At 66.5% G+C, this 25,799-nt stretch carries 25 protein-coding genes, 1 tRNA gene and 1 pseudogene; 15 read left to right on the forward strand and 12 right to left on the reverse strand.

From position 1 onward, the window contains the following. Nucleotides 1–8: 8 nt before the first annotated feature. Nucleotides 9–557 carry a type II toxin-antitoxin system RelB family anti-toxin gene (locus L1892_RS02190; RefSeq protein ID WP_235721795.1) on the forward strand — a complete coding sequence of 183 codons (549 nt, stop codon included), beginning with the start codon at nucleotides 9–11 and terminating at the stop codon, nucleotides 555–557. Nucleotides 558–602: 45 nt separating this feature from the next. Here the strand turns inward: L1892_RS02190 and L1892_RS02195 are convergent, their stop codons facing one another. Next, nucleotides 603–992, reverse strand: a complete 390-nt coding sequence (locus L1892_RS02195; RefSeq protein WP_235721796.1) for a hypothetical protein — start codon at nucleotides 990–992, stop codon at nucleotides 603–605. A 279-nt stretch (nucleotides 993–1,271) separates the two neighbouring features. Then, on the reverse strand, nucleotides 1,272–1,520 hold the full coding sequence (locus tag L1892_RS02200) for a hypothetical protein (RefSeq protein ID WP_235721797.1): 249 nt from the start codon (nucleotides 1,518–1,520) through the stop codon (nucleotides 1,272–1,274). Between the two features lie 53 nt (nucleotides 1,521–1,573). Here L1892_RS02200 and L1892_RS02205 point away from each other — a divergent pair. The 3 genes and pseudogenes from L1892_RS02205 to L1892_RS02215 form a co-directional block, all read left to right on the forward strand. Then, nucleotides 1,574–1,708: pseudogene (locus tag L1892_RS02205) on the forward strand (DUF4244 domain-containing protein); the annotation flags it as partial. Nucleotides 1,709–1,721: 13 nt separating this feature from the next. After that, nucleotides 1,722–2,168, forward strand: coding sequence for a TadE family type IV pilus minor pilin (locus L1892_RS02210; protein WP_235721798.1), 447 nt, complete (start codon nucleotides 1,722–1,724; stop codon nucleotides 2,166–2,168). Next, nucleotides 2,152–2,505: an Rv3654c family TadE-like protein gene (locus tag L1892_RS02215; RefSeq protein ID WP_235721799.1), complete on the forward strand. Its 354-nt coding sequence runs from the start codon at nucleotides 2,152–2,154 to the stop codon at nucleotides 2,503–2,505. Before L1892_RS02210 ends, L1892_RS02215 begins: the two co-directional genes overlap by 17 nt. Nucleotides 2,506–2,526: 21 nt before the next feature. Here the strand turns inward: L1892_RS02215 and L1892_RS02220 are convergent, their stop codons facing one another. Continuing rightward, complete coding sequence (locus L1892_RS02220; RefSeq protein WP_235721800.1) at nucleotides 2,527–3,072, reverse strand: hypothetical protein; 546 nt, start codon at nucleotides 3,070–3,072, stop codon at nucleotides 2,527–2,529. After that, nucleotides 3,065–5,428, reverse strand: a complete 2,364-nt coding sequence (sftH, locus tag L1892_RS02225; RefSeq protein WP_235721801.1) for a DNA 3'-5' helicase SftH — start codon at nucleotides 5,426–5,428, stop codon at nucleotides 3,065–3,067. The genes L1892_RS02220 and sftH overlap by 8 nt, the downstream gene beginning before the upstream one ends. Before the next feature lie 335 nt (nucleotides 5,429–5,763). Between sftH and L1892_RS02230 the strand changes: the two genes are divergently transcribed. The 3 genes from L1892_RS02230 to topA all read left to right on the forward strand — a co-directional run bounded on the left by L1892_RS02230 (nucleotide 5,764) and on the right by topA (nucleotide 9,936). Beyond that, a complete protein-coding gene (locus L1892_RS02230; protein ID WP_004022110.1) occupies nucleotides 5,764–5,967 on the forward strand; it encodes a cold-shock protein in 204 nt (67 codons plus the stop codon). A gap of 162 nt (nucleotides 5,968–6,129) precedes the next feature. After that, nucleotides 6,130–6,714: a hypothetical protein gene (locus L1892_RS02235; RefSeq protein WP_235721802.1), complete on the forward strand. Its 585-nt coding sequence runs from the start codon at nucleotides 6,130–6,132 to the stop codon at nucleotides 6,712–6,714. Nucleotides 6,715–6,933: 219 nt separating this feature from the next. Continuing rightward, nucleotides 6,934–9,936: a type I DNA topoisomerase gene (topA, locus tag L1892_RS02240; protein WP_235721803.1), complete on the forward strand. Its 3,003-nt coding sequence runs from the start codon at nucleotides 6,934–6,936 to the stop codon at nucleotides 9,934–9,936. Nucleotides 9,937–10,224: 288 nt separating this feature from the next. On the opposite strand, the gene L1892_RS02245 is transcribed toward topA, so the two are convergent. Continuing rightward, entirely contained in the window at nucleotides 10,225–11,682 is a 1,458-nt protein-coding gene (locus tag L1892_RS02245) for an adenylate/guanylate cyclase domain-containing protein (protein WP_235722004.1), read from the reverse strand. Between the two features lie 171 nt (nucleotides 11,683–11,853). Here L1892_RS02245 and L1892_RS02250 point away from each other — a divergent pair, with 171 nt between their 5' ends. Then, a complete protein-coding gene (locus L1892_RS02250) occupies nucleotides 11,854–13,161 on the forward strand; it encodes a DNA polymerase III subunit delta' (protein ID WP_235721804.1) in 1,308 nt (435 codons plus the stop codon). Nucleotides 13,162–13,176: 15 nt separating this feature from the next. Here the strand turns inward: L1892_RS02250 and L1892_RS02255 are convergent, their stop codons facing one another. Then, nucleotides 13,177–14,814 (reverse strand): acyl-CoA synthetase, encoded by a 1,638-nt coding sequence (locus L1892_RS02255; protein WP_235721805.1) that lies wholly within the window; start codon nucleotides 14,812–14,814, stop codon nucleotides 13,177–13,179. A gap of 172 nt (nucleotides 14,815–14,986) precedes the next feature. Here L1892_RS02255 and L1892_RS02260 point away from each other — a divergent pair, with 172 nt between their 5' ends. From L1892_RS02260 to L1892_RS02275, 4 genes are read left to right on the forward strand one after another with little or no spacing between them, the layout of a single operon-like run. After that, nucleotides 14,987–15,823, forward strand: a complete 837-nt coding sequence (locus tag L1892_RS02260) for an ABC transporter ATP-binding protein (protein WP_235721806.1) — start codon at nucleotides 14,987–14,989, stop codon at nucleotides 15,821–15,823. Next, nucleotides 15,816–16,592, forward strand: coding sequence for an ABC transporter permease (locus L1892_RS02265; RefSeq protein WP_235721807.1), 777 nt, complete (start codon nucleotides 15,816–15,818; stop codon nucleotides 16,590–16,592). The genes L1892_RS02260 and L1892_RS02265 overlap by 8 nt, the downstream gene beginning before the upstream one ends. After that, nucleotides 16,589–17,386 carry an ABC transporter permease gene (locus tag L1892_RS02270; protein ID WP_235721808.1) on the forward strand — a complete coding sequence of 266 codons (798 nt, stop codon included), beginning with the start codon at nucleotides 16,589–16,591 and terminating at the stop codon, nucleotides 17,384–17,386. The genes L1892_RS02265 and L1892_RS02270 overlap by 4 nt, the downstream gene beginning before the upstream one ends. Nucleotides 17,387–17,424: 38 nt before the next feature. Beyond that, on the forward strand, nucleotides 17,425–18,507 hold the full coding sequence (locus L1892_RS02275; protein WP_235721809.1) for an ABC transporter substrate-binding protein: 1,083 nt from the start codon (nucleotides 17,425–17,427) through the stop codon (nucleotides 18,505–18,507). A 6-nt stretch (nucleotides 18,508–18,513) separates the two neighbouring features. Here L1892_RS02275 and L1892_RS02280 read toward each other — a convergent pair whose 3' ends face one another. From L1892_RS02280 to L1892_RS02295, 4 genes are all read right to left on the reverse strand, one after another. Continuing rightward, the gene (locus L1892_RS02280) at nucleotides 18,514–19,422 is read right to left on the reverse strand and encodes a LysR family transcriptional regulator (protein WP_235721810.1); all 909 of its coding nucleotides are present in this window, start codon (nucleotides 19,420–19,422) and stop codon (nucleotides 18,514–18,516) included. Between the two features lie 6 nt (nucleotides 19,423–19,428). Continuing rightward, complete coding sequence (locus L1892_RS02285; protein ID WP_235721811.1) at nucleotides 19,429–19,632, reverse strand: hypothetical protein; 204 nt, start codon at nucleotides 19,630–19,632, stop codon at nucleotides 19,429–19,431. A gap of 146 nt (nucleotides 19,633–19,778) precedes the next feature. Beyond that, nucleotides 19,779–19,854: transfer RNA gene (locus L1892_RS02290), tRNA-Thr, on the reverse strand. 183 nt (nucleotides 19,855–20,037) lie between these two features. Next, entirely contained in the window at nucleotides 20,038–20,634 is a 597-nt protein-coding gene (locus L1892_RS02295) for an ASCH domain-containing protein (protein ID WP_235721812.1), read from the reverse strand. Nucleotides 20,635–20,694: 60 nt separating this feature from the next. On the opposite strand from L1892_RS02295, the gene L1892_RS02300 reads away from it, so the two are divergent. Further along, nucleotides 20,695–21,363, forward strand: a complete 669-nt coding sequence (locus L1892_RS02300) for a 4a-hydroxytetrahydrobiopterin dehydratase (RefSeq protein ID WP_235721813.1) — start codon at nucleotides 20,695–20,697, stop codon at nucleotides 21,361–21,363. 52 nt (nucleotides 21,364–21,415) lie between these two features. Here the strand turns inward: L1892_RS02300 and L1892_RS02305 are convergent, their stop codons facing one another. Together L1892_RS02305 and L1892_RS02310 are read right to left on the reverse strand one after the other, a co-directional pair. Continuing rightward, nucleotides 21,416–22,279: a hypothetical protein gene (locus L1892_RS02305; RefSeq protein WP_308191639.1), complete on the reverse strand. Its 864-nt coding sequence runs from the start codon at nucleotides 22,277–22,279 to the stop codon at nucleotides 21,416–21,418. Between the two features lie 111 nt (nucleotides 22,280–22,390). Further along, entirely contained in the window at nucleotides 22,391–23,611 is a 1,221-nt protein-coding gene (locus tag L1892_RS02310) for an NAD(P)-dependent malic enzyme (protein WP_235721814.1), read from the reverse strand. A 248-nt stretch (nucleotides 23,612–23,859) separates the two neighbouring features. On the opposite strand from L1892_RS02310, the gene L1892_RS02315 reads away from it, so the two are divergent. Then, nucleotides 23,860–24,507 carry a GntR family transcriptional regulator gene (locus L1892_RS02315; protein WP_235721815.1) on the forward strand — a complete coding sequence of 216 codons (648 nt, stop codon included), beginning with the start codon at nucleotides 23,860–23,862 and terminating at the stop codon, nucleotides 24,505–24,507. Next, a complete protein-coding gene (locus L1892_RS02320; protein ID WP_235721816.1) occupies nucleotides 24,504–25,790 on the forward strand; it encodes an MFS transporter in 1,287 nt (428 codons plus the stop codon). Before L1892_RS02315 ends, L1892_RS02320 begins: the two co-directional genes overlap by 4 nt. Nucleotides 25,791–25,799 lie beyond the last annotated feature (9 nt).

Raw genomic sequence — 25,799 nt, forward strand, 5'->3', positions numbered from 1 at the left:
CTTCCCCCATGCCCTTACGAGGAGCCGACTACTTGCAGCGAGCGGAACAGTTGTGCCGAATCCTCCGGTCGTACAGGGTTTTACGTGGTCTTACTCAGCAGCAACTCGCCGACGAACTCGGCATGGCTCAAACAATGGTCTCGAAGATCGAGTCGAGGGAGAGGCGGCTGGACTTGATCGAACTTGAGGGGTATCTGGCACCGCTGGGGCGAACGGTCCGAGACCTTCTCGCGGATATGGAGACCACTCCACTGCCGGAGATGCCCCAGCCGAAGCCGTCTCGTCTAGCAAGACAAGGGAAGTCGGCTTACGAGGATGTCATCCGAATCACGGCTCCGGCTGCGGTCCAGCGGGACATCGAAACGCTTATCGACGTGCATCTGGAAGCCGATGGGGTCGAGGTGACAGTGGACCTGCTCAACGCCATCGTCGGATACGTGTCGGAAGCGGATGACCCCAGTCACCACTACGCGGTGGATCTTTCCCAGGTCCCAGAGCACTCGCGAGACTCAATCGCGGCGGCACTGCGCTCCGATAAGCGGTGGACGATCGAATGACGCTGCCAGCCAGATTTCGGCTGGCAGCGCCGTTAGCAAATCGGCTCAGCGCTTGGGGGTCAGGCGAACATCAGCAGTCTTGATTCCCAAGAAGTACGCTTCCCCAACATAACCATTCCCCTTGGCGCGCAGGACAATTCGCCCACCCACGCCGTTATCCGCCCAGCCACCATTGCGAGACTGATGCAAGGCGTACTTCACGAACGGGTTGACGCTGGGGTCGGACAAGGATCCCTTCTGCCCACTCACGGGGTACATGGCGTTACCCGTCACCACCCACGTCGCCCGGGCGGAACCGGGGGCGCTGGTCGTGTAGATATACTTCCCAGCGTTGACCTGCGCGGACGCCTGCCCCGCCCCCGTGATCCCGGTGGCGATGGTCGCCGCGCTCCCAACGACGAGGGCGGCAGCGGCGAGTCTGGTCCTGGTCTTCATGATTCCTCCCTGATATGCGGTTCAGGGTTACCGTACCCGATCTTGGGGTAGAAGTTGCTGAGAGCTAAGTGAGCCCTCAGTCATTGCGGCTGGGGGCTCACTCGGCAGGAGGGGCGGGGGTTGCTCGCGGTGATTAACGCGGCGTCAAGCGAACCAAGCCCGTGCGGATACCCGCGAGGTACTGCTCACCCACATATCCACCATGACCGTTGGGGCGCAATACAATACGCCCACCCAGCCCATTGTCCGCGAAGCCGCCATCGCGGGTTTGGTGCACTGTTAGTTCTGAACCGGGTTCGAGGCGCTGGAGCCGACCAGCGAGGGAGGCAGATTATTACGGAGGGTGCCGGAGCCGATGTGCCAGGTGCCAGGGGTGCGCATGCCATTTTGAGACAGCGTGTAGTTGCCGGGGTTGACCTGCGCGCGAGCGGGGTTGGCGGCGAGAGTGCCGACGCCGATGGCGGCGGTGGCGGCGATTGCGAGCGTGGCGGATATCTGAGCCGCGCGGCGGGTGCTGAGTGTGTTCACTAGGGAGTCCTTTCGTCACTCCCATGTCAAAATAGCCGGGGAATGATTCGTGAACTGCGGAGTACGCGATCGGGACCATTGCTGCGGCGGCATTCGGAGCGATTCTCTACACGGTGGTGACCGGCGACAACATCGTCAGCGGCCTGACCGGCATCATCGGCAAGGCGCTCAACACGTCGGTCGGCTGAGGTCACCGTGCACATGGTGCGACGGAGCATCACCGCGATCCGGTTGGCGATCGCCGATGATCGCGGCATGGTCACGGTCGAGGGTGCATACGCGATCGCTGCGATCGTCTCCGCCGTGGTGATCGGTGTCGGCGTGGTGGCGGCGGCGGGTGCGCAGATCCGGTGCACCGACGCGGCGCGCGAGGCGGCCAGGTTGGCCGCGATCGGCGATACGTCGGCGCTCTCGACGGCGGTCTCCATCGCCGGGCAGGACGCGCGGGTCTCACTGCGCGACAGTGGCACACAGATCGTCGCCGAGGTACGCGACAACGTGCCGTTGCTACCGCTGGTGGAGCTGTCTGCGAGGGCCGTCGCAGCGAAGGAGTCCCTCGGCGCCGACTCCAGGGTCAAGCAGTCCGGGGTCACGCAGTTCGGGGACATCCCCGAAGACAGCGAGCGCCGTGATGCGTTGGTGGGCTGATGACCGCGGTTTCGCAACGCTGCTGGGTGCTTTCGCGGTTGCGGCGCTGGCTGCGGTGGCCGTCGCGATGCTCTACGTCGGTGGGGCAGTGGTGGCGCGTCATCGCGCGCAGTCGACCGCGGATCTGGCGGCGCTCGCCGCTGCACAGCAGCACGTGTTGGCCGCGCCGGACCCGTGCTCGGCCGCCATCGAGATAGCCGAGGCGCAGCGTGTCGGCGGGCGGATCGCGCGGTGCGAGGTCGACGGTATCGATGTGGTGCTCACGGTTGCGGTACCGGTGCGTCTCGGGCCGTTCGGGGTTCGGGAGGCGGTGGCGTCGGCCCGCGCCGGGCCCTGAACCGCACCGGCAGGTGCACGATCAGTGCTCGTCGGGGATCACGATCCGCTGCGGGTGCACCCGACGCGACTGCAGTGGCGCGAACCAGATGTGGCCGAAGTCGACGTTGTCGTCACCGAGGTGTGCCAGTTCGAAGACGGGAACCGCAGGGGCGTCGGGCATGAATCGGGTTGTGGCCCGCACGAACGAGGTCCAGTGAATGAGTTCCCCCTCGGTGAGGAAGCCGCCACCGACCGCGCGCCGGCCACCGGAGCCGTCGGTGAGCGCGACGTAGACATCGCCGAGTCCCGGGTCCACCTGGGGCCCGATCATCGCGCTCTGCAGATACCAATGTGCGCTGCGGACCACCGTCGCGTGGTACCCACCGCGCTGGGCCGCACACCACGCGTAATGCAGGTCGAGAGCGTCCATCGCGGCCTCGTCGTCGAAGAACACGTCGCGTTCGCCGATGGTGGCGGGCAGTTCGTCGACATTCTGGGTCGGACGTGCCAACAAGAACCACGCCGGGCGCACCGAGGTGATCGTGCGGGCCGCATGTTCGCGTCCGCCTGCGCGATCGTCAGTCATCCTTCGAGTATCTCCGACACAACAGCGTCAGCACCTTGATCGCGCCATCTTTGTCGAGCGGATCGTTACCGTTGCCGCACTTGGGGGACTGCACACACGACGGACAGCCGCTCTCGCATCGGCAACTCGCCACCGCGTCGCGGGTGGCGGCGATCCAGGTGTCGAAGGTGGTGAAGCCGCGATCGGCGAAACCGGCACCACCCATGTATCCGTCGTAGACGAACACGGTCGGCAGGCCGGTGTCGGGGTGCTGGTTGGTCGACAGGCCGCCTATGTCCCACCGATCGCAGGAGGCGACCAGCGGCAACAAGCCGATGGCGGCATGCTCGGCCGCATGCAGTGCGCCCGGGAAATCGCCGACTGTCACCCCGGCGCCCTCCAGCGACTCCGGGGTCAGCGTGTACATGACGGCGCGGGTGCTCAGCGTCTGGGCGGGCATGTCGAGTTCCACCGCATCGAGCACCTCACCGGACAGCAGCGTGCGCAGATACCCCACCACCTGATGGGTCACGTCCACCTCCACGAGGGAGACGGTGAGGTCCCCGCAGTCGCGCCGGTCCACCACGTCGGTGATGGAGACGTCGGTGAGTTCGCGGGCCGACGTGGTCCAGTCCGGCTCCTCGGGATGTGCCAGCGCCAGACCGTCGTCGAGGTCGAGTTCGTCGACCACAAATGACTCGCCCTGATGGATGTGCAGGGCGCCGGGATGCACCGTCGACATCGCGCGACCGGAGTCGACGGTGCCTAGCAACTGCGAGGTGGTGGTGTCGACGATCAGCACCTGACCGCCGATGCCGCCTCGGATGTCGATGTCGGCATGCGGCTCGATGCCTGCGGCGACATACCACCCGGCCTTGCGTCTCTTGAGTTTTCCCTCGGCAGTCAGTTCGGCGACCGCGTCGGTGGCGTCCCAGGCGGCGATCTCGTTCTCGCGCAGCGGGAGTTCGGCAGCAGCACACAGCAGGTGGGGTTTGAGGATGTACGGATTGGTGGGATCGGTGACGGTTGCCTCGACCGGCCGCCCGAGCAAGGCCTCGGGATGGTGCACGAGGTAGGTGTCGAGCGGGTCGTCGCGGGCCACCAGCACCACCAGCGAGTCTCCGGAAGTGCGTTGGCGCCCAGCGCGTCCGGCCTGCTGCCAGAAGGACGCAACAGTGCCCGGGTAACCGCCCACGATGACCGCATCCAGACCGCTGATGTCGACGCCCAACTCCAGCGCGTTGGTCGTGGCCACCCCCACCAGTTCACCGTCGGAGATGGCTCGTTCGAGTCGCCGCCGATCGTCGGCGAGATACCCGGCGCGGTAGGCGGCCACCCGGTCGACGAGCTCAGGAGCGCTCTGCGCCAGCAGATGCCGGGCCTGTCGTGAGGTCAGCTCGACCCCGCGCCGGCTGCGCTGAAAACACAGCGTCCGCGCTCCCTCGACAACGAAATCCGCGAGCAGTCGAGCCGATTCGGAACCGGCCGAACGTCGGATCGGTGCGCCGTTCTCACCCGTCACCGCGGGCAGAAAATCCGGCTCCCACAGCGCAACTGTCCGTTCGCCGCGCGGTGAGGCATCCTCGGTCACCGCGACGGCGGGTTCGCCGATGAGCCGCGTCAGCGCCTCGGCCGGCTTGGCCATCGTCGCGCTGGTGGCGATGACCACCGGATCACCACCGGCCGAGCGCGCGATCCGCAGGAGTCGGCGCAGGACCAACGCGGTGTGCGAGCCGAACACCCCGCGGTAATGGTGAGCCTCGTCGACGACGATGTAGCGCAGATGCCGAAAGAAGTGTCGCCATCGCGCGTGACCGGACAAGATACCGATGTGCAGCATGTCCGGGTTGGTGAAGATCCACCGGGAGTGTGCACGCGCCCACTGGCGTAGCTCCACGTCGGTGTCACCGTCGTAGGCGCACGGTTGCAGATGTGTGAACTGGCGTTGAACACCTGTCGCCGCTCCGCGACGACTGTCGCCGGCCGCACTGAGCAGTGATGTGACCGAACGGATCTGGTCGGCACCGAGAGCCTTCGTCGGTGAAAGATACAACGCTGTCGCATTCGGATCCTTCAACAGCGTGCTCACAATGGGTAGCTGATACGCCAACGATTTCCCGGAGGCCGTGCCGGTGCACAGGGCCACGTGTTTTCCGTTAAATGCATGTTCGGCAGCCGCCACTTGATGCACCCACGGTTTATCGATTCCGTCGGCACCGAATGCGGCCACGAGATCGGCCGGAACCCACTCCGGCCAGTCGGCGAAAGTGGCTGCGCGCGAGCCGATCACCGACATGTGTGTGATCGGAGAGGTGGACGGGTCGGTGCCGGCCGTGCTGCGTCGGAGCAGCTCGGACCCGAATGTGGGAGTGTGCATTGCCTGGAGAGTTCGATTGTGCTGTGTCGTGGTTCGACACGGATCTCCCATGTTACCGACGGATGTCGGGACCGCGAAAATCGGCAGGTTTGGAATCTGGTTGATCGGGGTGACTATCGCGCGCGCCGTGAACGTGATTGACTTATGGGCGGTCGCAGCTTTCGTGAGCCGCCGGGACCCCGGTGATCTCCCGAGATCGTGTTGTGACCGTGGTACTGAGGCAGGTTTTCGGGGATTCTTCCGTGGGGAACTATCGAGGTATGGCGGTCGGGACCGGCCACGACACGAGACCCATCGTGTCGCGTCTGTTGGAATGTATGTAAAGGATTGCAGTAATGGCACAGGGAACTGTGAAGTGGTTCAACGCGGAAAAGGGCTTCGGCTTCATCGCGCCTGACGAGGGGTCCGATGACGTGTTCGTCCACTACTCCGAGATCCAGGGCTCGGGATTCCGCACCCTCGAGGAGAACCAGCGGGTCGAGTTCGAGGTCGGCCAGGGAACCAAGGGCCCGCAGGCCACTGGCGTCCGCGCCGTCTAGGAGTCACCTCCTGCAAGCTGCGAAAGCTTGAGCGAAGTCGCTCCCGGTCACCGTAACGGTGGTCGGGAGCGACTCTTTTGTGGCCTTGGCCGACCGGTGGTGATCCGTGTCCGGCGCGATGCGTGACGCTGCACGCGGCCGGTCAGGCAGTAATCTCGGTGTGTGGGCCAGTTGTCGTTCTTCTCCGCGCAGATCGACCAACCCGCGTACGAGGATCTGTCGGGTCTGCTCGCCGCGCACGGACAAGCGGTCCGATCCGACGGCGGTACGCGGATCTCGGTCGTGGTGGCGCAACGCTGGCGCGCCGACGCGCTCGTCGAGGAGATGTCCGCGACCGGGGTGGATGCCGAGGTCGTCATCTCCGATGAGGGCAATCCGATCGCGCGGACGCAACCCTGCCATGATCTCGACGACCTGCATCGCCGGTGGTCGTCGGGTGCGGTCAAGGCGATGCCGTCGGGCTGGGTGCCGTCACCGCGTGCCCTGCGGCTGTGGACTCTCGCCGCCGGCGAACGCGACGGCGACCGATTCATGCTGGGTCTCGACAGCCACGCCCCCGACACGCATCCCGCCCTGGCGACCGCCCTGATGCGGGTCGGCGTGGCCCCCACCCTGGTCGGCCGGGGGCTGTCGCACGCCCTGCGCATCGCCGGCAAACGGCGACTCGGCCACCTCCTGGAGTACATCGGGGATCCCCCTGCGGTGCCCGACGCCGCCGTGCATTGGCCGCATGTCGACGGTCTGTGATGCCGCCGACCCACCCGAGGCCGCAAAATTCCTTGCATATTGCTCTGACCAGGAATTATGCGGCCGCGGCGCCGTAATTTGCCACACTGGGGGTTTGCCGACGGGAATCCGAGTGTGCAGACGACGCTATATATAAGGTACAAACCTGATCGAGTGTCGTGCGTGTGACGAGGCCGTTGGCGCGGACGACATCAGCGAATGCGAAGTAAAGGACGCCCGGTGGCCGATTCCAGCACCGCAACTCCCACCAAGGGGAGCTCGACCCGACGACTGGTCATCGTCGAGTCGCCGACAAAGGCCCGCAAGATCGCGGGGTACCTGGGAGCGAACTATGTCGTGGAGTCCTCCCGCGGCCACATCCGCGACCTGCCGCGCGGCGCCGCCGACGTCCCCGCCAAGTACAAGGGTCAGCCCTGGGCGCGTCTCGGTGTCAACGTCGACGACAACTTCGAGCCGCTCTACGTGGTCTCGGCCGACAAGAAGTCGACGGTCACCGAACTCAAGTCGCTGATGAAGGATGTCGACGAGCTCTACCTCGCCACCGACGGTGACCGCGAGGGGGAGGCGATCGCCTGGCATCTGCTGGAGACGCTCAAGCCGAAGATCCCGGTCAAGCGGATGGTGTTCCACGAGATCACCGAGTCAGCCATCCGGGCCGCCGCCGAGAACCCCCGCGACCTCGACATCGACCTCGTCGACGCACAGGAGACCCGCCGCATCCTCGACCGCCTGTACGGCTACGAGGTGTCGCCGGTGCTGTGGAAGAAGGTCATGCCGAAGCTGTCGGCGGGCCGCGTGCAGTCGGTGGCCACCCGCATCATCGTCGACCGTGAACGCGAGCGGATGGCCTTTGTCTCCGCCGAGTACTGGGACATCGCGGCGACCATGGACGTCGGTGCGGAGAGTTCGTCGACGCCGCGCACGTTCACGTCGCGGCTGGTGTCGGTGGATGACGCCAAGGTCGCCACCGGCCGAGATTTCGATGCGCGCGGAGCGCTCAAGAAGGCCGACGGCGTGCTGGTGCTCGACGGTGAGCGCGCCACGAGCCTGGCTACCGCCCTCGACGGTGCCGATATGACCGTGACGTCGGTGGAGGAGAAGCCGTATACCCGGCGTCCGTACGCCCCGTTCATGACCTCGACCCTGCAGCAGGAGGCCGGCCGCAAGCTGCGCTTCTCGTCGGACCGCACCATGCGCATCGCGCAGCGGCTCTACGAGAACGGCTACATCACCTACATGCGTACCGACTCGACGTCGTTGAGCGAGTCGGCAATCAACGCCGCGCGCAGCCAGGCGCGGGAGCTGTACGGCGAGTCGTTCGTCCATCCGACACCGCGGCAGTACAACCGCAAGGTCAAGAACGCGCAGGAAGCCCATGAGGCGATCCGCCCGGCCGGCGAGACATTCCGCACGCCCGGACAGGTCGGTGGGCAACTCGAGGCCGACGAGTTCCGGCTCTACGAGCTGATCTGGCAGCGCACCGTCGCCTCGCAGATGGCCGACGCCAAGGGCACCACGATGAGCCTGCGGATCAGCGGCACCGCCACCTCCGGCGAACGCTGCACTTTCGCCGCTTCGGGACGCACCATCACCTTCCCCGGTTTCCTCTCGGCCTATGTCGAGACCGTCGACGAACTCGCCGGTGGTCAGGCCGACGACGCCGAGAACCGGCTGCCCAACCTCACCGAGGGGCAGGCGCTGACGGCAACCGAACTCGACGCCGACGGTCACTCCACCAATCCGCCGGCGCGGTTCACCGAGGCGTCATTGGTCAAGGTGCTCGAGGAGCTCGGCATCGGACGTCCGTCGACGTATGCGTCGATCATCGGCACCATTCAAGACCGCGGCTACGTGGTGAAAAAGGGTAACGCGCTGGTCCCGTCGTGGATCGCGTTCGCCGTCGTCGGCCTCCTGGAGGCCTACTTCGAGAGTCTGGTGGATTACGACTTCACCGCCACCCTCGAGGACGACCTGGACCAGATCGCCGCCGGCCAGGCCAACCGCACCAGCTGGCTGACCGACTTCTATTTCGGCGACGCCGAAGCAGAGTCGGAGACGGCCAAGTCGGAGGTCGCCAAGTACGGTGGCCTCAAGAAGCTCGTCGGTGTGAATCTCGAAGAGATCGATGCCCGCGAGGTCAATTCGATCCGGTTGTTCGACGACGACGAGGGCCGGCCGATCTTCGTGCGGGTCGGCCGATACGGACCCTATCTCGAACGCAACGTCGCGGGGCCGGATGCCGAACCGGATCTCAAGCGCGCCAACCTCCCGGCCGACATCACGCCCGACGAGTTGACCTTGGCGGTCGCGGAGAAGCTGTTCGCGACTCCGCAGGAGGGTCGGTCGTTGGGCAACGATCCGCTCACCGGAAACGAGATCGTCGCCAAGGAAGGACGATTCGGTCCGTATGTGACCGAGATCCTGCCGTCGGACGACGATGGTGACGACGACGGTAAGGCGCCCGCCACGGTGCCGGCGGGTCCGACGCCACGTGACGGTGGGGCCGGCGGCGCCACCGGTGGTGACGGGGATGTTGTGCCGCTCGACGACACGTCGGGTGGCGCGACCAAAACCGCGGCCAAGACCGCCAAGAAGACGGCCAAGAAGGCAGCGAAGAAAGCCGGCCCGAAGCCGCGCACCGGGTCGCTGTTCAAGTCGATGGACATCTCGACGGTGACCCTTGACGACGCATTGAAGCTGTTGTCTTTGCCGCGTGTCGTCGGTGTGGACCCGGAATCCGGTGACGAGATCACCGCGCAGAACGGTCGCTATGGCCCATACCTGAAGAAGGGCACCGACTCTCGGTCGCTGACCAGTGAGGACCAGATCTTCGGCATCACCCTGGAAGAGGCGCTCAAGATCTACTCCGAACCCAAGCGTCGGGGTCGGCAGGCGGCCGCGCCGCCGCTACGGGAACTCGGCAAAAACGACTCGGTGTCGGACAAGCCGATGGTCATCAAGGACGGCCGCTTCGGGCCGTACGTGACCGACGGCGAAACCAATGCGAGCCTGCGTAAGGGGGACGAGGTCGACTCCATCACGCCGGAACGGGCGATGGAGTTGTTGGCGGATCGTCGTGCCCGTGGGCCGGCCAAGAAGTCGGCGAAGAAGGCCGCCAAGAAGGCTCCGGCCAAGAAGACCGCCAAAAAGACTGCGGCCAAGAAGGCAACCGCGAAAAAGACTGCGGCAAAGAAGAGTACGGCGAAGAAGTCGGCGGACTGATCTCGATACGCCTGCTCGCCTAACGGCTCGCACGCTACTCGATCCGAGGATCTCGACCAGCTAGACCTATTAGAGATACGCCTGCTCGCCTAACGGCTCGCACGCTACTCGATCCGAGGATCTCGATACGCCGACTCACTCCGTTCGCGGCTACTCGATCAGCGGCGGGGCGACGAAATCCGTCGGTCCACTGCGCCGCCGGGTGGCGCCACCAGTCGGTGGTCGAGTAGCTCCGAGCCGCTAGGCGAGGAGCGTATCGAGACCCCACACGGACCCCCTCCGCGCCCGTCAGATGTCCACCGGCTCCAACAGCGGCCGCGCGAGCAGGGTCTCTATCCCGCGTCCACGCAGCTCCACACCCTCACCGATATCCCAGTGTTCGGCTTCGGTCTGCGAGGCCAGGAACACCGCGCGCGCGGACCCGAGTACCCGGGTGGGTTCGTCCTTGGCGAGCTCGGTCAGTCGCGCCGCCTCGTTCACCGGGTCGCCGATCACCGTGTACTCCAGCCGCTGCTCGGAACCGATGTGGCCGGCGATGGCCTTACCGGCCGACACCCCGATACCGATGTCGGTGTCGCCGAGCGTGCGATAGAGCTCGGTGCGCAGTTCGCGTGCCGATGCCAGCGCGCGACCCGCGAAGTCGTCGAGATCCAGTGGTGCGCCGAAGATGGCGAGCGCCGCATCACCCTGGAATTTGTTGACGAAGCCTCCGTGGCGACCCACCACGGCGACCACCACCCGGAAGAACTCGTTGAGCAGGTTGACCACTTCTCGCGGCGGCCGGTTGACCGCGAGCCGCGTCGACCCGACGATGTCGACGAAAAGCACGCCGACGTAGCGTTCCTCGCCGCCGAGTTCGGTTCCGGTCTCGATGGCGCGGCGGGCCACATCCTCGCCGACGTAGCGGCCGAACAGGTTGCGCAGCTCCTGGCGCTCCCGCAGATCCGACACCATGTCGTTGAAGCCGGCCTGCAACAGTCCCAGGTCGCTGCCGTCGTAGATCTTGACGGCGACGTTCAGATTGCCGGCCGAGACCTCGCTCTGCGCCTTGCGTAGCTGCTTGATCGGGTCGTTGATGGCCGCAACCACACGCACGATGGCGATGACGCTGAACGCCAGCGCCGCGCCCGACATCCAGAGGATGGGGCGCTGCAGTCCCTCCGGGTCGGTCTCGATCCAGCCCAGACGCTGCAGGATGATCAACCCGATGATGACCGCCAGCGGGGCGACCACGCTGACCACCCAGAACACCGCGATGCGGGCGGTCACGCTCGGGGCCACGGCCGCGTCGGGTTCGTTGGCCATCGCCGCGACGGTGATGGGTCGCAGCACCTTCTCGGCCTGCAGGTAGGAGAGCACACAGGTCACCAGCGCGCCGACCGCGCTGGCCATCGCCACGATGAACGCATTCTTGTGCGAGACGGAGAAATTCACCATCGTGAACAGCACGCCGCCGACCGTCCACAGCCCGAGGTTGACCACCGACAGCACATACGGCAGCTTCAGCGCCCGGCGCCGCGCGTTCGCGTTGTCCAGGCGGGTGCGCCGCCGATGCCAGATCAACACCGGCAAGGACAGCTGGATGCTGAGGAACCCACCCACCAACATCGCGACCACCAGGTAGATCGCGAAGATCACCTGATTGAGCGCGGTGATCTCGTCGAGGCTGTAGGAATCCTCCAGTGGCATCCCGAACCGGAGGAACGCGAAGGTGAACAGGGCGCCGACGACGTTTGCGCGCAGCATGTCCAGCGCAAGGATCGGCCACGGGGTATGCACCAGCCAACGGGCCAGATGCAGGCCCTTTGACCACCGAGACCGACGTTTGATCACGCTTCAAAGGTAGCGGGCTGCTTGCAGTTGTTAAACACGCGTGGGTCTCGGGGACGTGTCTGAACTGCGCATTACGCTGGCACTGTGACAAATGTCTTCGACCGGATGATCGGCCAGGCACCGATTGCCGACGAACTGCGGTCTGCTGCCCGGGCTGCCCGCGGGGTGGCGGCGCGTCTTGACGAGGGCGATGCCGGGGCTGTTTCCATGTTCGCGCCGTCCGACGACCCCAACCGCGACACGATGGCTGGGGCCGTGCGGGCCTCGATGACGCACGCGTGGCTGTTCACCGGGCCGCCTGGCAGCGGACGGTCGGTGGCAGCGACCTGTTTCGCCGCGGCCCTGCAGTGCCAGTCGCCCGACGTCGGTGATGTGGGCTGCGGCGAATGTCGTGCCTGTGTGACGGTGATGGCGCAGACACACGCCGACGTGCGCCACGTGGTTCCGCAGGGCCTGAGCCTGTCGGTGCTCGAGGCCCGGGACGTGGTCCAGGCGGCCGCCCGGCGGCCCGGGACCGGACGCTGGCAGATCGTGATCGTCGAGGATGCCGACCGACTCACCGAGCAAGCCGCCAACGCGCTGCTCAAGGCGGTCGAGGAGCCGCCCTCGCGGACGGTGTTCCTGCTGTGCGCGCCGTCGGTCGACCCCGACGACATCTCGGTGACCCTGCGGTCGCGGTGCCGGCACATCGCGTTGGGCACCCCGGCGGTAGCCGACATCGAGCGGGTGCTGATCGATCGCGACGGCATTGATCCGCAACGCGCCGCGTGGGCGGCGGGGGTGTGCGGCGGCCACGTGGGCCGCGCCAAGCGTCTGGCCACAGACGACGAAGCGCGTGCACAGCGCGAGAAGGCGTTGGGCCTGGCCCGAGCGGCCGCCCGCGATTCGACCGCGTATGCGGCGGCCGAGGCGTTGGTGCGTTCGGCCGAGGATGCGGCCAAGGCGATCAGTGCCGAACTCGACGAGTCCGAGACCGAGGAGATGAAGACCGCGCTGGGCGCCGGCGGCACCGGCAAGGGCACCGCCCGTCCGCCGCGGGGTACCGCCGGTGCGCTCAAAGAGTTGGAGAAACGCCAGAAGTCGCGCTCCACCCGGGTTCAGCGCGACATGCTCGACCGCGCGCTCGTCGATCTGGCGGCACTGTTCCGGGATGCGCTGGTCATCTCGGTGGGTGCGCAGGTTGCCGCGATGCATCCGGACAAGACCGACGACATCGCGGTACCGATGGCCGGTTACGCGGCGCCGGAGCAGCTGCTGCGCTGTGTGGAGGCCGTGCTGGACTGCCGGACCGCACTCGACGTCAACGTGAAACCGAAGTTCGCGGTCGACGCGATGGTCGCGACGATCGGACTGGCACTCAACGACCGGCGTCGGGTCGACGCCGGCCGCTGATGTCGGCCCGGTCACTCAGGCGAGCGGACCCGTCGGCAGATTCCGGCGGACCAGCTTGCCGGTGGCGTTGCGCGGGAGATCTTCGACGAACACGACGTCGCGGGGCACCTTGTAGCGCGCCAGGTTCGACTTCACGTGCAGCTTCAGATCGTCGATCTGGGGGTCGGCGCCCTCGGCGCGAACGATGAACGCGCGCAGGCGGGTTCCGAACTCGTCGTCCTCGACGCCCACCACCGCGACGTCGGCGACATCGGGATGCTCGGCGAGTAGGTTCTCCACCTCGAGCGGGTAGACGTTCTCGCCGCCGGACACGATCATGTCGTCGTCGCGACCCTCGATGAACATCAGGCCGTTGTCGTCGAACCGCGCCATGTCACCGGTCGACATGTAACCGTCGATGACCTGCTTGTTGCGCCCGTCGGTGTAGCCCTCGAACGGCGCGCCGTTCTTCACGAACAGCCGGCCGCGCACGTTGGACGCGGTGATCCGCTGATCGTTGTCGTCGTAGAGCGCGAGATGGCTGCTCACCGGTGCACGGCCGACGGTTCCGGGCGCCTGCCGCAGCTCACTCGGCGTCGCAACCGATACGATCGCGACCTCGGTGGACCCGTACAGGTTGTACAAGACGTCGCCGAAGGCATCCTGCACAGCCTCCGACAAGGTCGGCGAGAGTGCAGAACCGGCGATGACGATGATCTTCAACGACGACAGGTCGTACTTCTTGATCACGTCGGGACCGAGCGCGACCATCCGGTGCAGCATGGTCGGCACCGCCACCAGCACGTCGGCGCGATTGTCGGCGATGGCGCCGAGAGTCTTCTCGGCGTCGAAGCGACGCATCACCACCGTCTTGTTGCCAAGCGCGGTCGCAACACCCCACAGGGCGAAACCGGTGGAGTGGAAGATCGGCGAGACGATGACCGCGGTGCCGTTCTGCGGGATCGGGATGCGGTCGAGTAGCAGGGCGCTGGTGAACGGTGAGAATCGGCCGCGCTGGGCACCTTTGGGGAGTCCGGTGGTTCCGCTGGTGAGGATGACCAACCCACCGACATCGTCGGGTTCGGGCGGCATGGAGGTGTTGCCGCCGTCCACGACGGCGTCGAGTGTGCGAACCCCTTCGGGGATCGGCCGGTCGCCGTCGACCCAGGTCAGATACCGCGGGAGGCTGTCGGGCAGACCGTCGAGCAGGTCGATGAACTCTTCGTCGTAGAACATCACCTGGACTCTTTCGCGTTCGGCGACCTCGGCGAACTGGGTCTTACCGAACCCGGTGTTCATCATCGCCAGTCGCACACCTGCGAAACCCGAGGCGGCCAGCACGGTGAGCAGTCCGCGATGATCGCGGGCAAGCACGCCGATGACGCTGCCTGGGGTGAGCCCGATCGCGAGGAGTTCGTTGGCCAGCGCCTTCGCGTTGTCGTTGAGCTCACCGAAGGTGAGTGTGCCGCGTTCGTCGGTCAGCGCCGGCGCGTCGGGGTGCTCTTCTGCGCCGTGCAGCATGATCGTCGCCGGCGCGCCGAGCGTCTTGCTGCGTTTGACCGCGGTCGCCAGTTCGCGCGGTTTGGTGAGGTCGAGTGCGCCGGATCGTTGCAGCACGCGCACCGCGCCGACCGTGTCGGTCAAGGTCTGAAGATGATCGCGGATCGATGCCATGCTCGGCGGCCTCCCGTTGTCTGTGTCACACACCTCGTGCTCTGGATGCCACTCTAAGGGGTCTGACACCCGGTGTGATCAGATTCCCCCTCCCAGCGAACCGAGCCGAAAGCGGACAGTGATAATTCAGCGGTAATCAGCCAGCAACACCCGGCTCCTAACGTCTCGCTGCATGAGTGCTGCCGCGTCACGGCCGCCGGGAACCGGCATCAATATCTCCGGGCTGACGAAGACCTTCTCGACACGCGCCCTGCGGGGCAGCTCGACGGTGACTGCGCTCGACGATGTGTCGATCGCGACGCCGGAGGGCTCGTTCCTGTCGCTGCTCGGGCCGTCGGGTTGCGGCAAGTCGACCGTGCTGCGGATTCTGGCCGGTCTCGAGGAACCGACCGCGGGCACCGCGTTGATGAACGGCCAGTCGCCAACCGACCTGCAACGCAACCACGAGTTGGGTATCGCCTTCCAGGATTCGGCATTGTTGCCGTGGCGGTCGGTGGAGGCCAACATCAAGCTGCCGCTGCAGGTGAGCCGGATGTCGGTGGACGACGACCTCGTGGCCGACCTCATCGAGCTCGTCGGACTGTCGGGCTTCGAGAAGTCCAAGCCGGCGACCCTGTCCGGTGGCATGCGCCAACGTGTCTCGATTGCCCGCGCGTTGGTCGTCAAACCCACCGCGCTGCTGCTCGACGAACCGTTCGGTGCGCTCGACGACATGACCCGGCAGCGACTCAACGTCGAACTGCTGCGGATCTGGACCGAGAAACCGGCGACCACGCTGATGGTCACCCACGGCATCGCCGAAGCCGTGTTCCTGTCCGACGAGGTGGCGGTGATGAGCCCGCGCCCCGGCAAAGTGGTGGAGATGGTCTCGATCGACCTGCCGCGCCCGCGGGTTCCGGAAATGATGCGCACCCCCGAGTTCCACGAAATACACGATCATCTGTCGGGTTTGCTGTTCGGCGGAGCCGACGACGGCAGGCGAGCGACCGCCGAGGCCACACGTGGCTGATCTCGGGAGTGCCAACCGTTGGTACGCCGGGCTGCTCGGCCTGCTCGGGTTGATCGCGCTGTGGTGGATCGCCGGTGCGCTGGACTGGTTCAGCGGCACGATACCCACACCGGGCGAGGTCATCTCGACGATCGTCGACACCGGCGCCGCGTTCTATGTCGACAACTTCTCGTCGACCGTCGAGCTCGCCGCGCGAGGGTTCCTGTGGGGCAATGGCTTGGCCATCGGCCTCGCTGTCCTGGTGGTGCTGATCCCGCCGATCGAAGGCTTGGCGACGCAGCTCGCGATCATCTCGTATTGCACCCCGATCATCGCGGTGGCGCCGATCATTCAGGTCGCCTTCGCCGAGGTGCAGACGATGATCGTCTTCCTCGCGGCGATCTCCGTGTTCTTCACGACGATGATCGGCACGCTGACCGGACTGCGCTCACCCCATCAGAGCAGCCTGGACCTGGTGAAGGTGTACGGCGGGGGACGCGCCACCCAGCTGTGGCGAGTCCGGTCGGTCGCGGCAGTGCCCAACACCCTTGCGGCGGTGAAGATCGCAGCACCTGCCGCCGTGCTGGGTGCGGTGCTCGGCGAATTCCTGGCGATGCCCGACACCGGGGCGGGCCCGGCGATGATCGTCGCCCAACAGCGCGGCGACATTCCCGCGGTATGGGCGATCGCGCTGATCAGCGGTGCGATCGCGGGCATCGCCTATGCGGCGATCAGCGTGGTGGCGCGGTTCGCGACGCGGTGGTCGGCCGGTCTGGCGGTCCTGCGGTGACGGCAACCGGACTGTGGAGCATCGGCCGCTTCCTCGGATCGTTGCTGTTGTCGTTTGTGCTGATCCTGGTTATCTGGTGGCTGTTTCTGCTCGCGTTCCCCGATATCGGCCCCATCATCGGCCGTACCCCGGTGGATGTGTTCGAGTACCTCTTCACCGCGCCGGATGCTGCTGAAGCGCGCGCGGAGATCCTGGACAACCTGTGGATCACGTTGACCGACGCGGCGATCGGCTTCGTCGTCGGGATGAGCGCGGCCATCGCGACCGCGGCGCTGTTCGTGCTGTCGCGGCCCGCCGCGCAGACGTTCATGCCGATCGCCATGCTGCTGCGTTCGGTGCCGTTGGTGGCGATGACGCCGTTGATCACGTTGATCGTGGGACGCGGTGTCGCGGTGGTCGCGGTGATGGGCGGCATCGTGGTGTTCTTCCCGGCTCTGGTGATGATCATGACCGGGCTGGCGAATGCGCCGCGACAGATCAACGATGTGATCACGGTGTATGGCGGATCGTCGGCGACCGCACTGCGGATGGCTGCCATACCGGCAGCGGTGCCGTCGTTGTTCAGTGCCGCAAAGGTTTCGGTGCCCGGAGCGATCGTCGGGGCGACAGTCGCCGAATGGTTGGGCACCAACAAGGGGCTGGGTGCCACACTGCAGCAGGCGCTGCCCGCCGCCGCCTATGACGAACTGTGGGCGTCGGTGTTGGTCATCACGGTCGCCTCGATCATCATCTACGCGATCGTCGGCGTCGCCGAGACCGTGGTACTCACCCGAATGGGTATGGAACAGAAGTGATCTCCGGATCAACCGGGGGGACATCGGAAAGGGAACACATGAGCAACACGTCGTCACGCGCCACCTTCGACCGGCGGTCGTTTCTGCGGTACTCGCTCACTGCCGGCGGTGCGATCGGTGCGCTCGGCGCCACCGGGGTGTTGGCCGCCTGCAGTAGCGGCAGCAGCGACTCCGGCGGTTCAGGTGCATCGTCGATGAATCCGAAGGTACAGCTGTCGTGGCAGAAGAACATCGAATTCGCCGGCGAATACTGGGCATTGGAGAACGGTTACTACGAGGCCGAAGGGCTCGGGACACCGGAGTTGTTGACCGGTGGTGGGGCCGGTACCGGTGTGGAGACCGGGCTGACGTCGAACAAGGTCTGGATCGGCATGACCGCGCCACAATTGACGGCGCCGGTCATCCTGCAGGGGGCGGCATTGATGACCGTGGCGGCAACCTTCCAGAAGAACCCATTCTGCATCGTGTCGTCGGCGGAGAGCCCGATCCTGTCGCCGGAGGAGATGAAGGGCAAAAAGATCGGGGTGCAGGCGTCCAATGAGAACGTCTTCGCGGCGTTGCTCACCGCCAACGGCATGACCGAGTCCGACGTGCAGAAGATCACCGTGCAGTACGATCCGACGCCGCTGACCACCGGCGACGTCGACGGATGGGTCAGCTACGTCACCAACGAGCCGATCACGTTGGAGGCCAGCGGATTCCCCAACGCCAACTTCCTGTTCGCCGACTTCAACCTGCCGCTCGTCGCCGAGACGTTGGTGGTGCGCCAGGAGACCATCGACAACGAGCGCGACAAGGTGAAGGCGTTCCTGAAGGCCGATATCCAGGGTTGGTACGACGCCGTCGCCGACCCGGCCGGTTCGGCGCGCCTGGCCGTGACCAAGTACGGTGCCGACCTCGGGCTCGAGGAAGGCGAACAGACCAAGGAGGCCATCGCCCAGAACGGTCTGGTCGTGTCACCGGACACCGACGCCAACGGTTTGCTGACGATGACCGATGCCCTGATCGAGGAGAACATCATCGCGCTGGAGAAGGCCGGCTATTCCATCAAGCCCGAGCAGATCTTCGACATGTCGCTGATCGAGGAGGTCTACGCGGAGAACCCGGATCTCAAGCGCTGAGGTGATTCAGGCTGGCCGGCCGTGCGCGCGGGCGATGTCGAGCAGCTCGCGGGCCGGACCACGCAACCGGATGTGGGACGACCACACCGCGCGCAGCGGCCGCACCATGCGCAGTCCGGCCACCTCGACCCGCACCAGCCGCCCCGCCTCGATGTCGTCGTCGACCGACAACCGTGACAACACTGCGGCCCCCGACGAGGTCAGCACCGACGACCGGATCGCGGTAACCGACCGTAGTTCGATGAGCGGTTCGGTCGGGCTGACGCCCGAATCCTGCAGAGCTGCTTCATAGGTCACGCGCGTACCGGAACCGGGTTCGCGTTGGATCAGCGGTGTGGCAGCGAGTTCGGCGATGTCGACGGTCCGCCCGTCCGACCACCGGTGGCCGGGTGCGACCACCACCACCAGTTCGTCGCGGGCCACCAGTGTGTCGGTGAGATCGCCGATGCTGCCGGGACTTTCGATGAATCCGAGATCGGCCTCGTCCTGGTGGACGGTCTCGATGACGTCGGCCGAGTTCATCGGCCGCACGGAGATCTTCACGTCGCTCTGATGGGTGAGTGTGGTGATCCAGCGGGGAACCAGGTACTCGGCCACGGTCTTGGAAGCGGCCACCACGAGCGTGGCATGGCGGGCGTCGATGAGTGTGTCCACGCCGGTCATGAACTGGGCGCCCCGCTCCACCAGGGCGTTGGCCCATTCGAGGACGGCCATCCCGTTCGCGGTGATGTCGACGCCACCCGCCGACCGGATGAAGATCTCGACACCGAGTTCGCGTTCCGCGCCACGTACGCGTGCACTCACCGCTTGCTGGCTGATCCCGAGGTCACGGGCGGCGGCCCCCATGCTGCCGAGGCGTGCCACGGTGACGACGATGTCGAGCGCCGCGAGGTCGGGCAGTCGACGGGCGACCACGCGGGCCTACTCCTTGACGGGGGTTCCGCCGCCCTCCGTGTCGTCGGAGGGGGTGTCGGCTTCGTCAGCGGTGTTGTCGTCGTCGGACCGCTCATCCTCGTCGCGCAGCGGGTCGTAGCCGTCGACGCCCTCGAGGACGGTCAGCTCCTGGTCGACCGCGGCGGAGAAGGCCTTGGCTTCTTCTTTGATCTTGTTGATGAAGTCCGACATCACTCGCTCCTTGCCGCTGTGCGTTCTATCGAAGAACCGATGCTCTCGACTCCACTATAGGGAGCGCGATGTTGTCCGGATGATCGATAGTCGGGCGAGTAAGCAGACGCCAGCGAGTGCCAAGGGAACCTCTCCCGAATCCCAGATGGAGCCGCCCAGGGGAATCGAACCCCTGACCTATTCATTACGAGTGAATTGCTCTACCGACTGAGCTAGGGCGGCGTGCTGCGCGGCGGCAGCGCCCACGAGTCTAGCGAGCCGGTGGCGCGCGACCAAACCGGGCCCCGGTGCGGACCCGTTTGGGTGCGAGACCACACGCGTTGGCCGGTTTCGGGGCCCGCCGGTGAAGCGGATGCTGCTTCCGGACGGGGTGCGATGCGGTGCGGTGCGGTGGGCTGGGTACGACTATGCGCCGCCCGGCCGGGTGTCCTCGAGCAGCGTCAGCACCGCGCGGCCGCGTGGGGACAATTCGTAGCCGACGTCGAGGCTGCGGGTCAGGCCGAGTTTCTTCAGCTTGCGCACATCGAGTTTGAAATCTGCGCGTGGCCTGCCCAATTCGGCTGCCAAGTCGGTCGAGACGACGGCCGGACGACGCGCGATCAGCTGCAGGGTCGCCCGTGTCCAGGGGCCGTGTGACGATCGATTGTCGAGTCGCTGCAACCGGGTACGCAGCTCGGCGATGTCGTCGTCGGAGAGGTCGTCGTCGGCTCGCAAGGCGATCCGCGGGTCGGGTCCGGCCCACCCCAGCTCGATCCGGAAGACCGGGTCGTCGGTGCGGCGGAGCTTCCCGACCGCCGCCACTGCGCTGGAGAATCCGGCGCGGTGCGCCTCATCGTCGGAAATCTCCTCGACGTCGACCTTCCGCACGGACCTGATCTCGATCAGCCCGGCCGAGCTGAGGAAGGTCGACCCGGCGCGGACTCGCGCCGCCTTCCACGTACGGAAGGCCAGGTCTACCGAGCCGTCCGCCACACCGTGGGCGACTCGCGCCGGAAGGAGCACGACGTGAGCGTACCGAGAATTCGGGTCACGAGGAGCGCGGTGCAGTCGTAGGGTCGAATCATGACCGGATCCAGCGGAACCCCAGTCAGCGCGGCAGCGGCCACCGAGGCGCTCTCGGACCCGTGGCGGGTATTGGCCGACACCGTCTACGCCGCCTTCCGGACCAAGAACATGGTGCGCGGCGGCGAGTTCGTCGCCCGGATCATCGAGGCCGCCGAGGCGGCCGGTCACCATCCCGACGTGGAACTGCGGTACGGCTCAGTACATCTGGCGCTCACCACGCACAGCGCGCACCGACTCACCGAAGCCGACGTCGCGCTGGCCAATCGGATCTCGTCGATCGCGGCCGACCTCGATCTGGAGCCGGCGGCCGCTCCGTCGGGACGCTTCGAGTTGGGGATCGACGTCCTCGACGTCGACAAGGTCCGCCCGTTCTGGAAGGCCGTGCTCGGCTACGACGACGAGCCCGAGCAGACGTCAATCGACCTCTCCGACCCGGCGGGCATCCTCCCCGGGGTGTGGTTTCAGCAGATGGACGAACCGAGGTCGCAGCGCAACCGCGTCCACGTGGACCTGTGGCTCCCTCACGACGCGGTGGAGGAGCGGATGGCTGCCGCCCTCGATGCCGGTGGTCGGCTGGTCACCGACGAGTTCGCGCCGGAATGGTGGGTGCTGGCCGACCCCGAGGGCAACGAGATCTGCCTGTGCACGTGGCGCGGACGGGAGTGACTGAAATCGGCCTCCATAGGCCCATCCGAGGGGATATCCCCTCGGTCGTCGCTCAGGAGTCTGATTTCCGTCGCTTCCGGCGCGGACGGTGCCGATCCGCGTCGGTGACGGCCCGGATGTCGGCGAGAGTCTCCTCCCAGCCGTAGAGCACGTCATCGTAGGTGACCCGGATCGTCAGCAACTGCTGCGCCAGCGACTTGCGGTCGCGCCGCCTGTCCTTGAGGTAGTTCTCTCTGCTCGTGTGATGGAGTTTGCTGTCGCACTCGATGAGAAGGCGGCCGACCTTGAGGTCGACATACCCGACCTCGTCGACTTTGGGTTGCACCTCGACGTGGAAGCCGCGGGCTCGCAGGCGCACCCGGACGGCTGTCTCGGTACCCGACTGCGATCTCGGGTCGCATTTCGCGAGCATGGTCTCGATCTTGGCGTTCACCTGCGGAAGCTCGGCTCTCAGGCGCTCGACAGTCCAGCCCCACGTGTTGAGCACCGAGTCGGTGACGATGATCCAGTCCTCGGCGGTCATGCACTGCGCGGCGCAGACCAGTGCGGTCGGGACGGGATCGAGTGACGTGGTGACCGGCAGCGGACCGCCGGGTGTGGAGCAGAAGTCGCGTCGTTTCGTGCGATTGTGGCGGGAGGGGCGGACATGCAGCTCGTGATATCCGGGCGGCACCCAAAACCCATGCTTACGCAGCGCTGACACGCAGCTCACGCAGCCGCCGCGGCGAGCCGCCTCGACTGCGTCGTCGTCGGCGGCCGGTGTGGCGTACCAGCCGCGACCGGGCCGCGTCAGTGCACCCACGCGGACCATCCGGCGTAGCGCGGCGTCACCGTGACCCAGTGCCGACATCTGCGCTGTGCTGTACACGCCGTCGGCGAGATCAGTGAGATCGAGTTCCATGTGTCTTGGACGCACGGGCACATCGATAGGCTCCGCGGAAACTGAAATCGGCCTCCTCAGGCCGATCCGAGGGGATATCCCCTCGGCCCGACCTGAGGAGGCCGATTTCAGGAACGGTCGACTGGTTTAGGCGACGCCCTCGGCCTTGGCGGCTGCGGCGACGGCCTTGGCGACCGCCGGGGCGACGCGGTCGTCGAGCGGGCTCGGCACGATCTTGTCGGCCCGCAGGTCGTCGGAGACTACCGAGAAGATCGCTTCTGCGGCAGCGAGTTTCATCCGCTCGGTGATGCGACGCGCACCGGCGTCGAGCGCGCCGGCGAAGACACCCGGGAACGCGAGCACGTTGTTGATCTGATTCGGGAAGTCGCTGCGGCCGGTGGCCACGACCGCGGCGTACTTCGCCGCGACCTCGGGGTGGATCTCCGGATCGGGGTTGGACAGGGCGAACACGATCGCGTTGTCGGCCATCGAGGCGATGGCGTTCTCGTCGATCTGACCGGCCGATACACCGAGGAACACGTCGGCTCCGTCCAGCGCCTCGGCGGCGCCGCCGGACAGGCTGCGCGGGTTGGTGCGTTCGGCGAGTTCCTGCTTGATCTCGTTGAGGTCGTCGCGGTGAAAGCTGACGATTCCCTTTGAGTCGAGCACCACCACATCGCTCACCCCCGCGTGTTCGAGGATGTTGGCGCACGCCACACCGGCGGCACCGGCACCGGAGATGACCACCTTGAGGTCGCGCAGATCGCGTTCCTGTAGAGCCATCGCACCCTTGAGTGCCGCCAGAACGACGATCGCGGTGCCGTGCTGGTCGTCGTGCATCACCGGGCAGTCCAGCGCCTCGATGACGCGCCGTTCGATCTCGAAACAGCGGGGAGCGGAGATGTCCTCGAGGTTCACCGCGCCGAAGCTCGGTCGCAGCCGGATGAGGGTCTCGACGATCTCGTCGGGGTCCTTGGTGTCGAGGACGATCGGGATCGAGTTGAGTCCGGCGAACGACCGGAACAGCGCCGACTTGCCCTCCATCACCGGTAGCGATGCGCGCGGACCGATGTCACCGAGGCCGAGGACGGCCGAGCCGTCGGAGACCACGGCCACCAGACGCTGGGTCCAGGTGTACTGATTCACCAGTTCGGCCTTGTCGTCGATCGCCCGTGACACCTGGGCCACGCCCGGGGTGTAGGCGATCGACAGATCGCGCTGGGTGTCGATCGGCGCGCGCAACTCCACCGAGAGTTTGCCGCCCACGTGCGCCATGAAGATCTCTTCGTCGGTGATCGGCAACTCGGCGATCGACGGCTCGTTGAACGCAGTGCGGTGGGTGGGGGCGTTGTCTGCCGTGCTGGCCACGGTTGTTCCTCCTGGATCACCCGCATCGAACGGCGGGTTTCTACGGTGGCGCCACAACGGTGGGGCGCCCCTACAACTGCCGGTCCGTGGCGCGAAGCGTGTGCGCTTCGGCACTACGGCGAACCGTCGCGACCCGGATCACGTTCGTGGCCGGGCTGCGGAACCGCCTCAGTGTCGCACCGTGTCCACAGGCCGATCAAGGTGCCCCCCGATTGATCGATCGGGTCGATAAGGTACAACTTGTATCTATGTTGTCCGCAACCGGTGAATCGGCAGCTGAACGCGTATATCGCGAGGTCAAAGGCCAGATTCTCACAAACCAGATCCTCGGCGGTGAGCTGATCAGCGAAGGTGACATCGCCACAGAATGTGACGTGAGTCGCACGCCGGTGCGGGAAGCGTTCCTGCGGTTGGAGGCCGAGGGCTGGATGCGGCTGTACCCCAAGCGCGGCGCACTGGTGGTTCCGGTTGCCGACCGAGAGGCCCGCGACGTGGTGCAGGCGCGCATCCTGCTGGAGGAACACGCCGTGCGCACGTTGGCCGGCGACCCCACCGGACGCGCCGATCTCGCCGCGCGCCTGGAACGCAATCTCGCCGCCCACCGCGCGGCCGACCCTGCCGACATCGCAGAATTCGCCCGCATCGACGCGGAGTTCCATCAGCTGATTGTCACCGCCGGCGACAACCCGCTGCTCGCCGACTTCTTCGTCAGCCTCGGCGAACGGCACCGAAGGATGACCACCACGAGCGTGCGCCGCGACGACACGGTTGCCGCCCGCATCCTGGCCGACCATCGCGAACTGCTCACCGCGGTCGCCGACGGCGACAGCGATGCGTACGCCGCGGCACTGGCCGCGCATCTGGCATCCGTGCACGACCTCGGTCCTCGGACATGACGCTGACTGACCAGACCTCGGTCGAGAAGCCCGCGTCGTCGCGTCCCGGTTCGTGGACGCCGGTGGCGGCTGCACTGTTCACCGCCGCGTGGGGTGGCAACGAGTTCACGCCGCTGCTGGTGATGTACCGCCAGCAAGGCGAGTTGTCGGCTGTCGCCATCGACAGTCTGCTGTTCACCTATGTGCTGGGCATCGTCCCGGCGCTGTTGATCGGCGGCCCACTGTCCGACCGGTACGGCCGGCGGCCGTTGATGCTGCCGGCGCCGGTGTTCGCCGGATTGGGGTCGCTGCTGCTGGCACTCGGACCGCACTCGTTGGCCCTGCTCAGCGTCGGCCGGGTGGCCAGCGGAGTCGCGTTGGGCCTGTCGATGGCGGTCGGGGGCAGCTGGCTGGCGGAGATCAGTCATCGCAACGGCGACCGCGCCGGCGTCGGGGCGCGTCGGGCGGCGATGAGCCTGACCGCCGGCTTCGGGGTCGGGGCGGGCATCGCGGGTGTGCTCGCGCAATGGGGGCCGTGGCCGACGGTGACGCCGTACGCGGTCAACATCGCACTCGCCTGCATCGCCCTCGTTGCATTGGCCGGCGCACCGGAGACCCGGTACCGGGGCACCGACCGTGGCCGACTCGCCGACGATCTGCGCATCACAGGTGTACTCAACCGGCGGTTCCTGCTCGTCGTGGTCCCGGTCGCGCCGTGGGTCTTCGGTGCCGCGGCGTCGGCCTACGCGGTCATCCCGGCGCTGATGTCGGCCCGGACCGCCGGCGCGCCGATCGCGTTCGCCGCGCTGTGCTGCGTGCTGGGCCTGGGCGCAGGGTTCGGGATCCAGTCACTCGGACGTCGGCTCGACGACCCGGACCGTGCACGCGGCCCGGTCCTCGCGCTGATCGTGCTCGCCGCGGGGATGGCCCTCGCGGCAGCTGCCGCACACACCCTCGCCGTCTGGGTGTCACTGCTGGCCGCGATCGTGCTGGGCTGCGGTTACGGGATGGCCATGATCGCGGGCCTGCTGGAGGTGCAGCGCATCGCCGGACCGCACAACCTGGCGGGTCTGACCGCGGTCTTCTACTCGGTCACTTACCTCGGGTTCGCCGTGCCGGTGATCCTCGCCTGGATCTCGGAGAACCGCCCGGCGATCACCTACACCGCGATGTTCGGGGTCGGGGTCATCGCGGCGCTGGTGTGCCTGGCGATCGTCGTCGCCGGGCATCGGGCGGACCGCCGGATCTTCCAGCAGCGTCCCGGCGCCGCGGCGTGCGAGATCCCCCGGACGACCGACCGGTAACCTCATCTC

This window comes from Gordonia tangerina (genome assembly GCF_021556435.1).
In the GTDB taxonomy this organism is placed as follows: domain Bacteria; phylum Actinomycetota; class Actinomycetes; order Mycobacteriales; family Mycobacteriaceae; genus Gordonia; species Gordonia tangerina.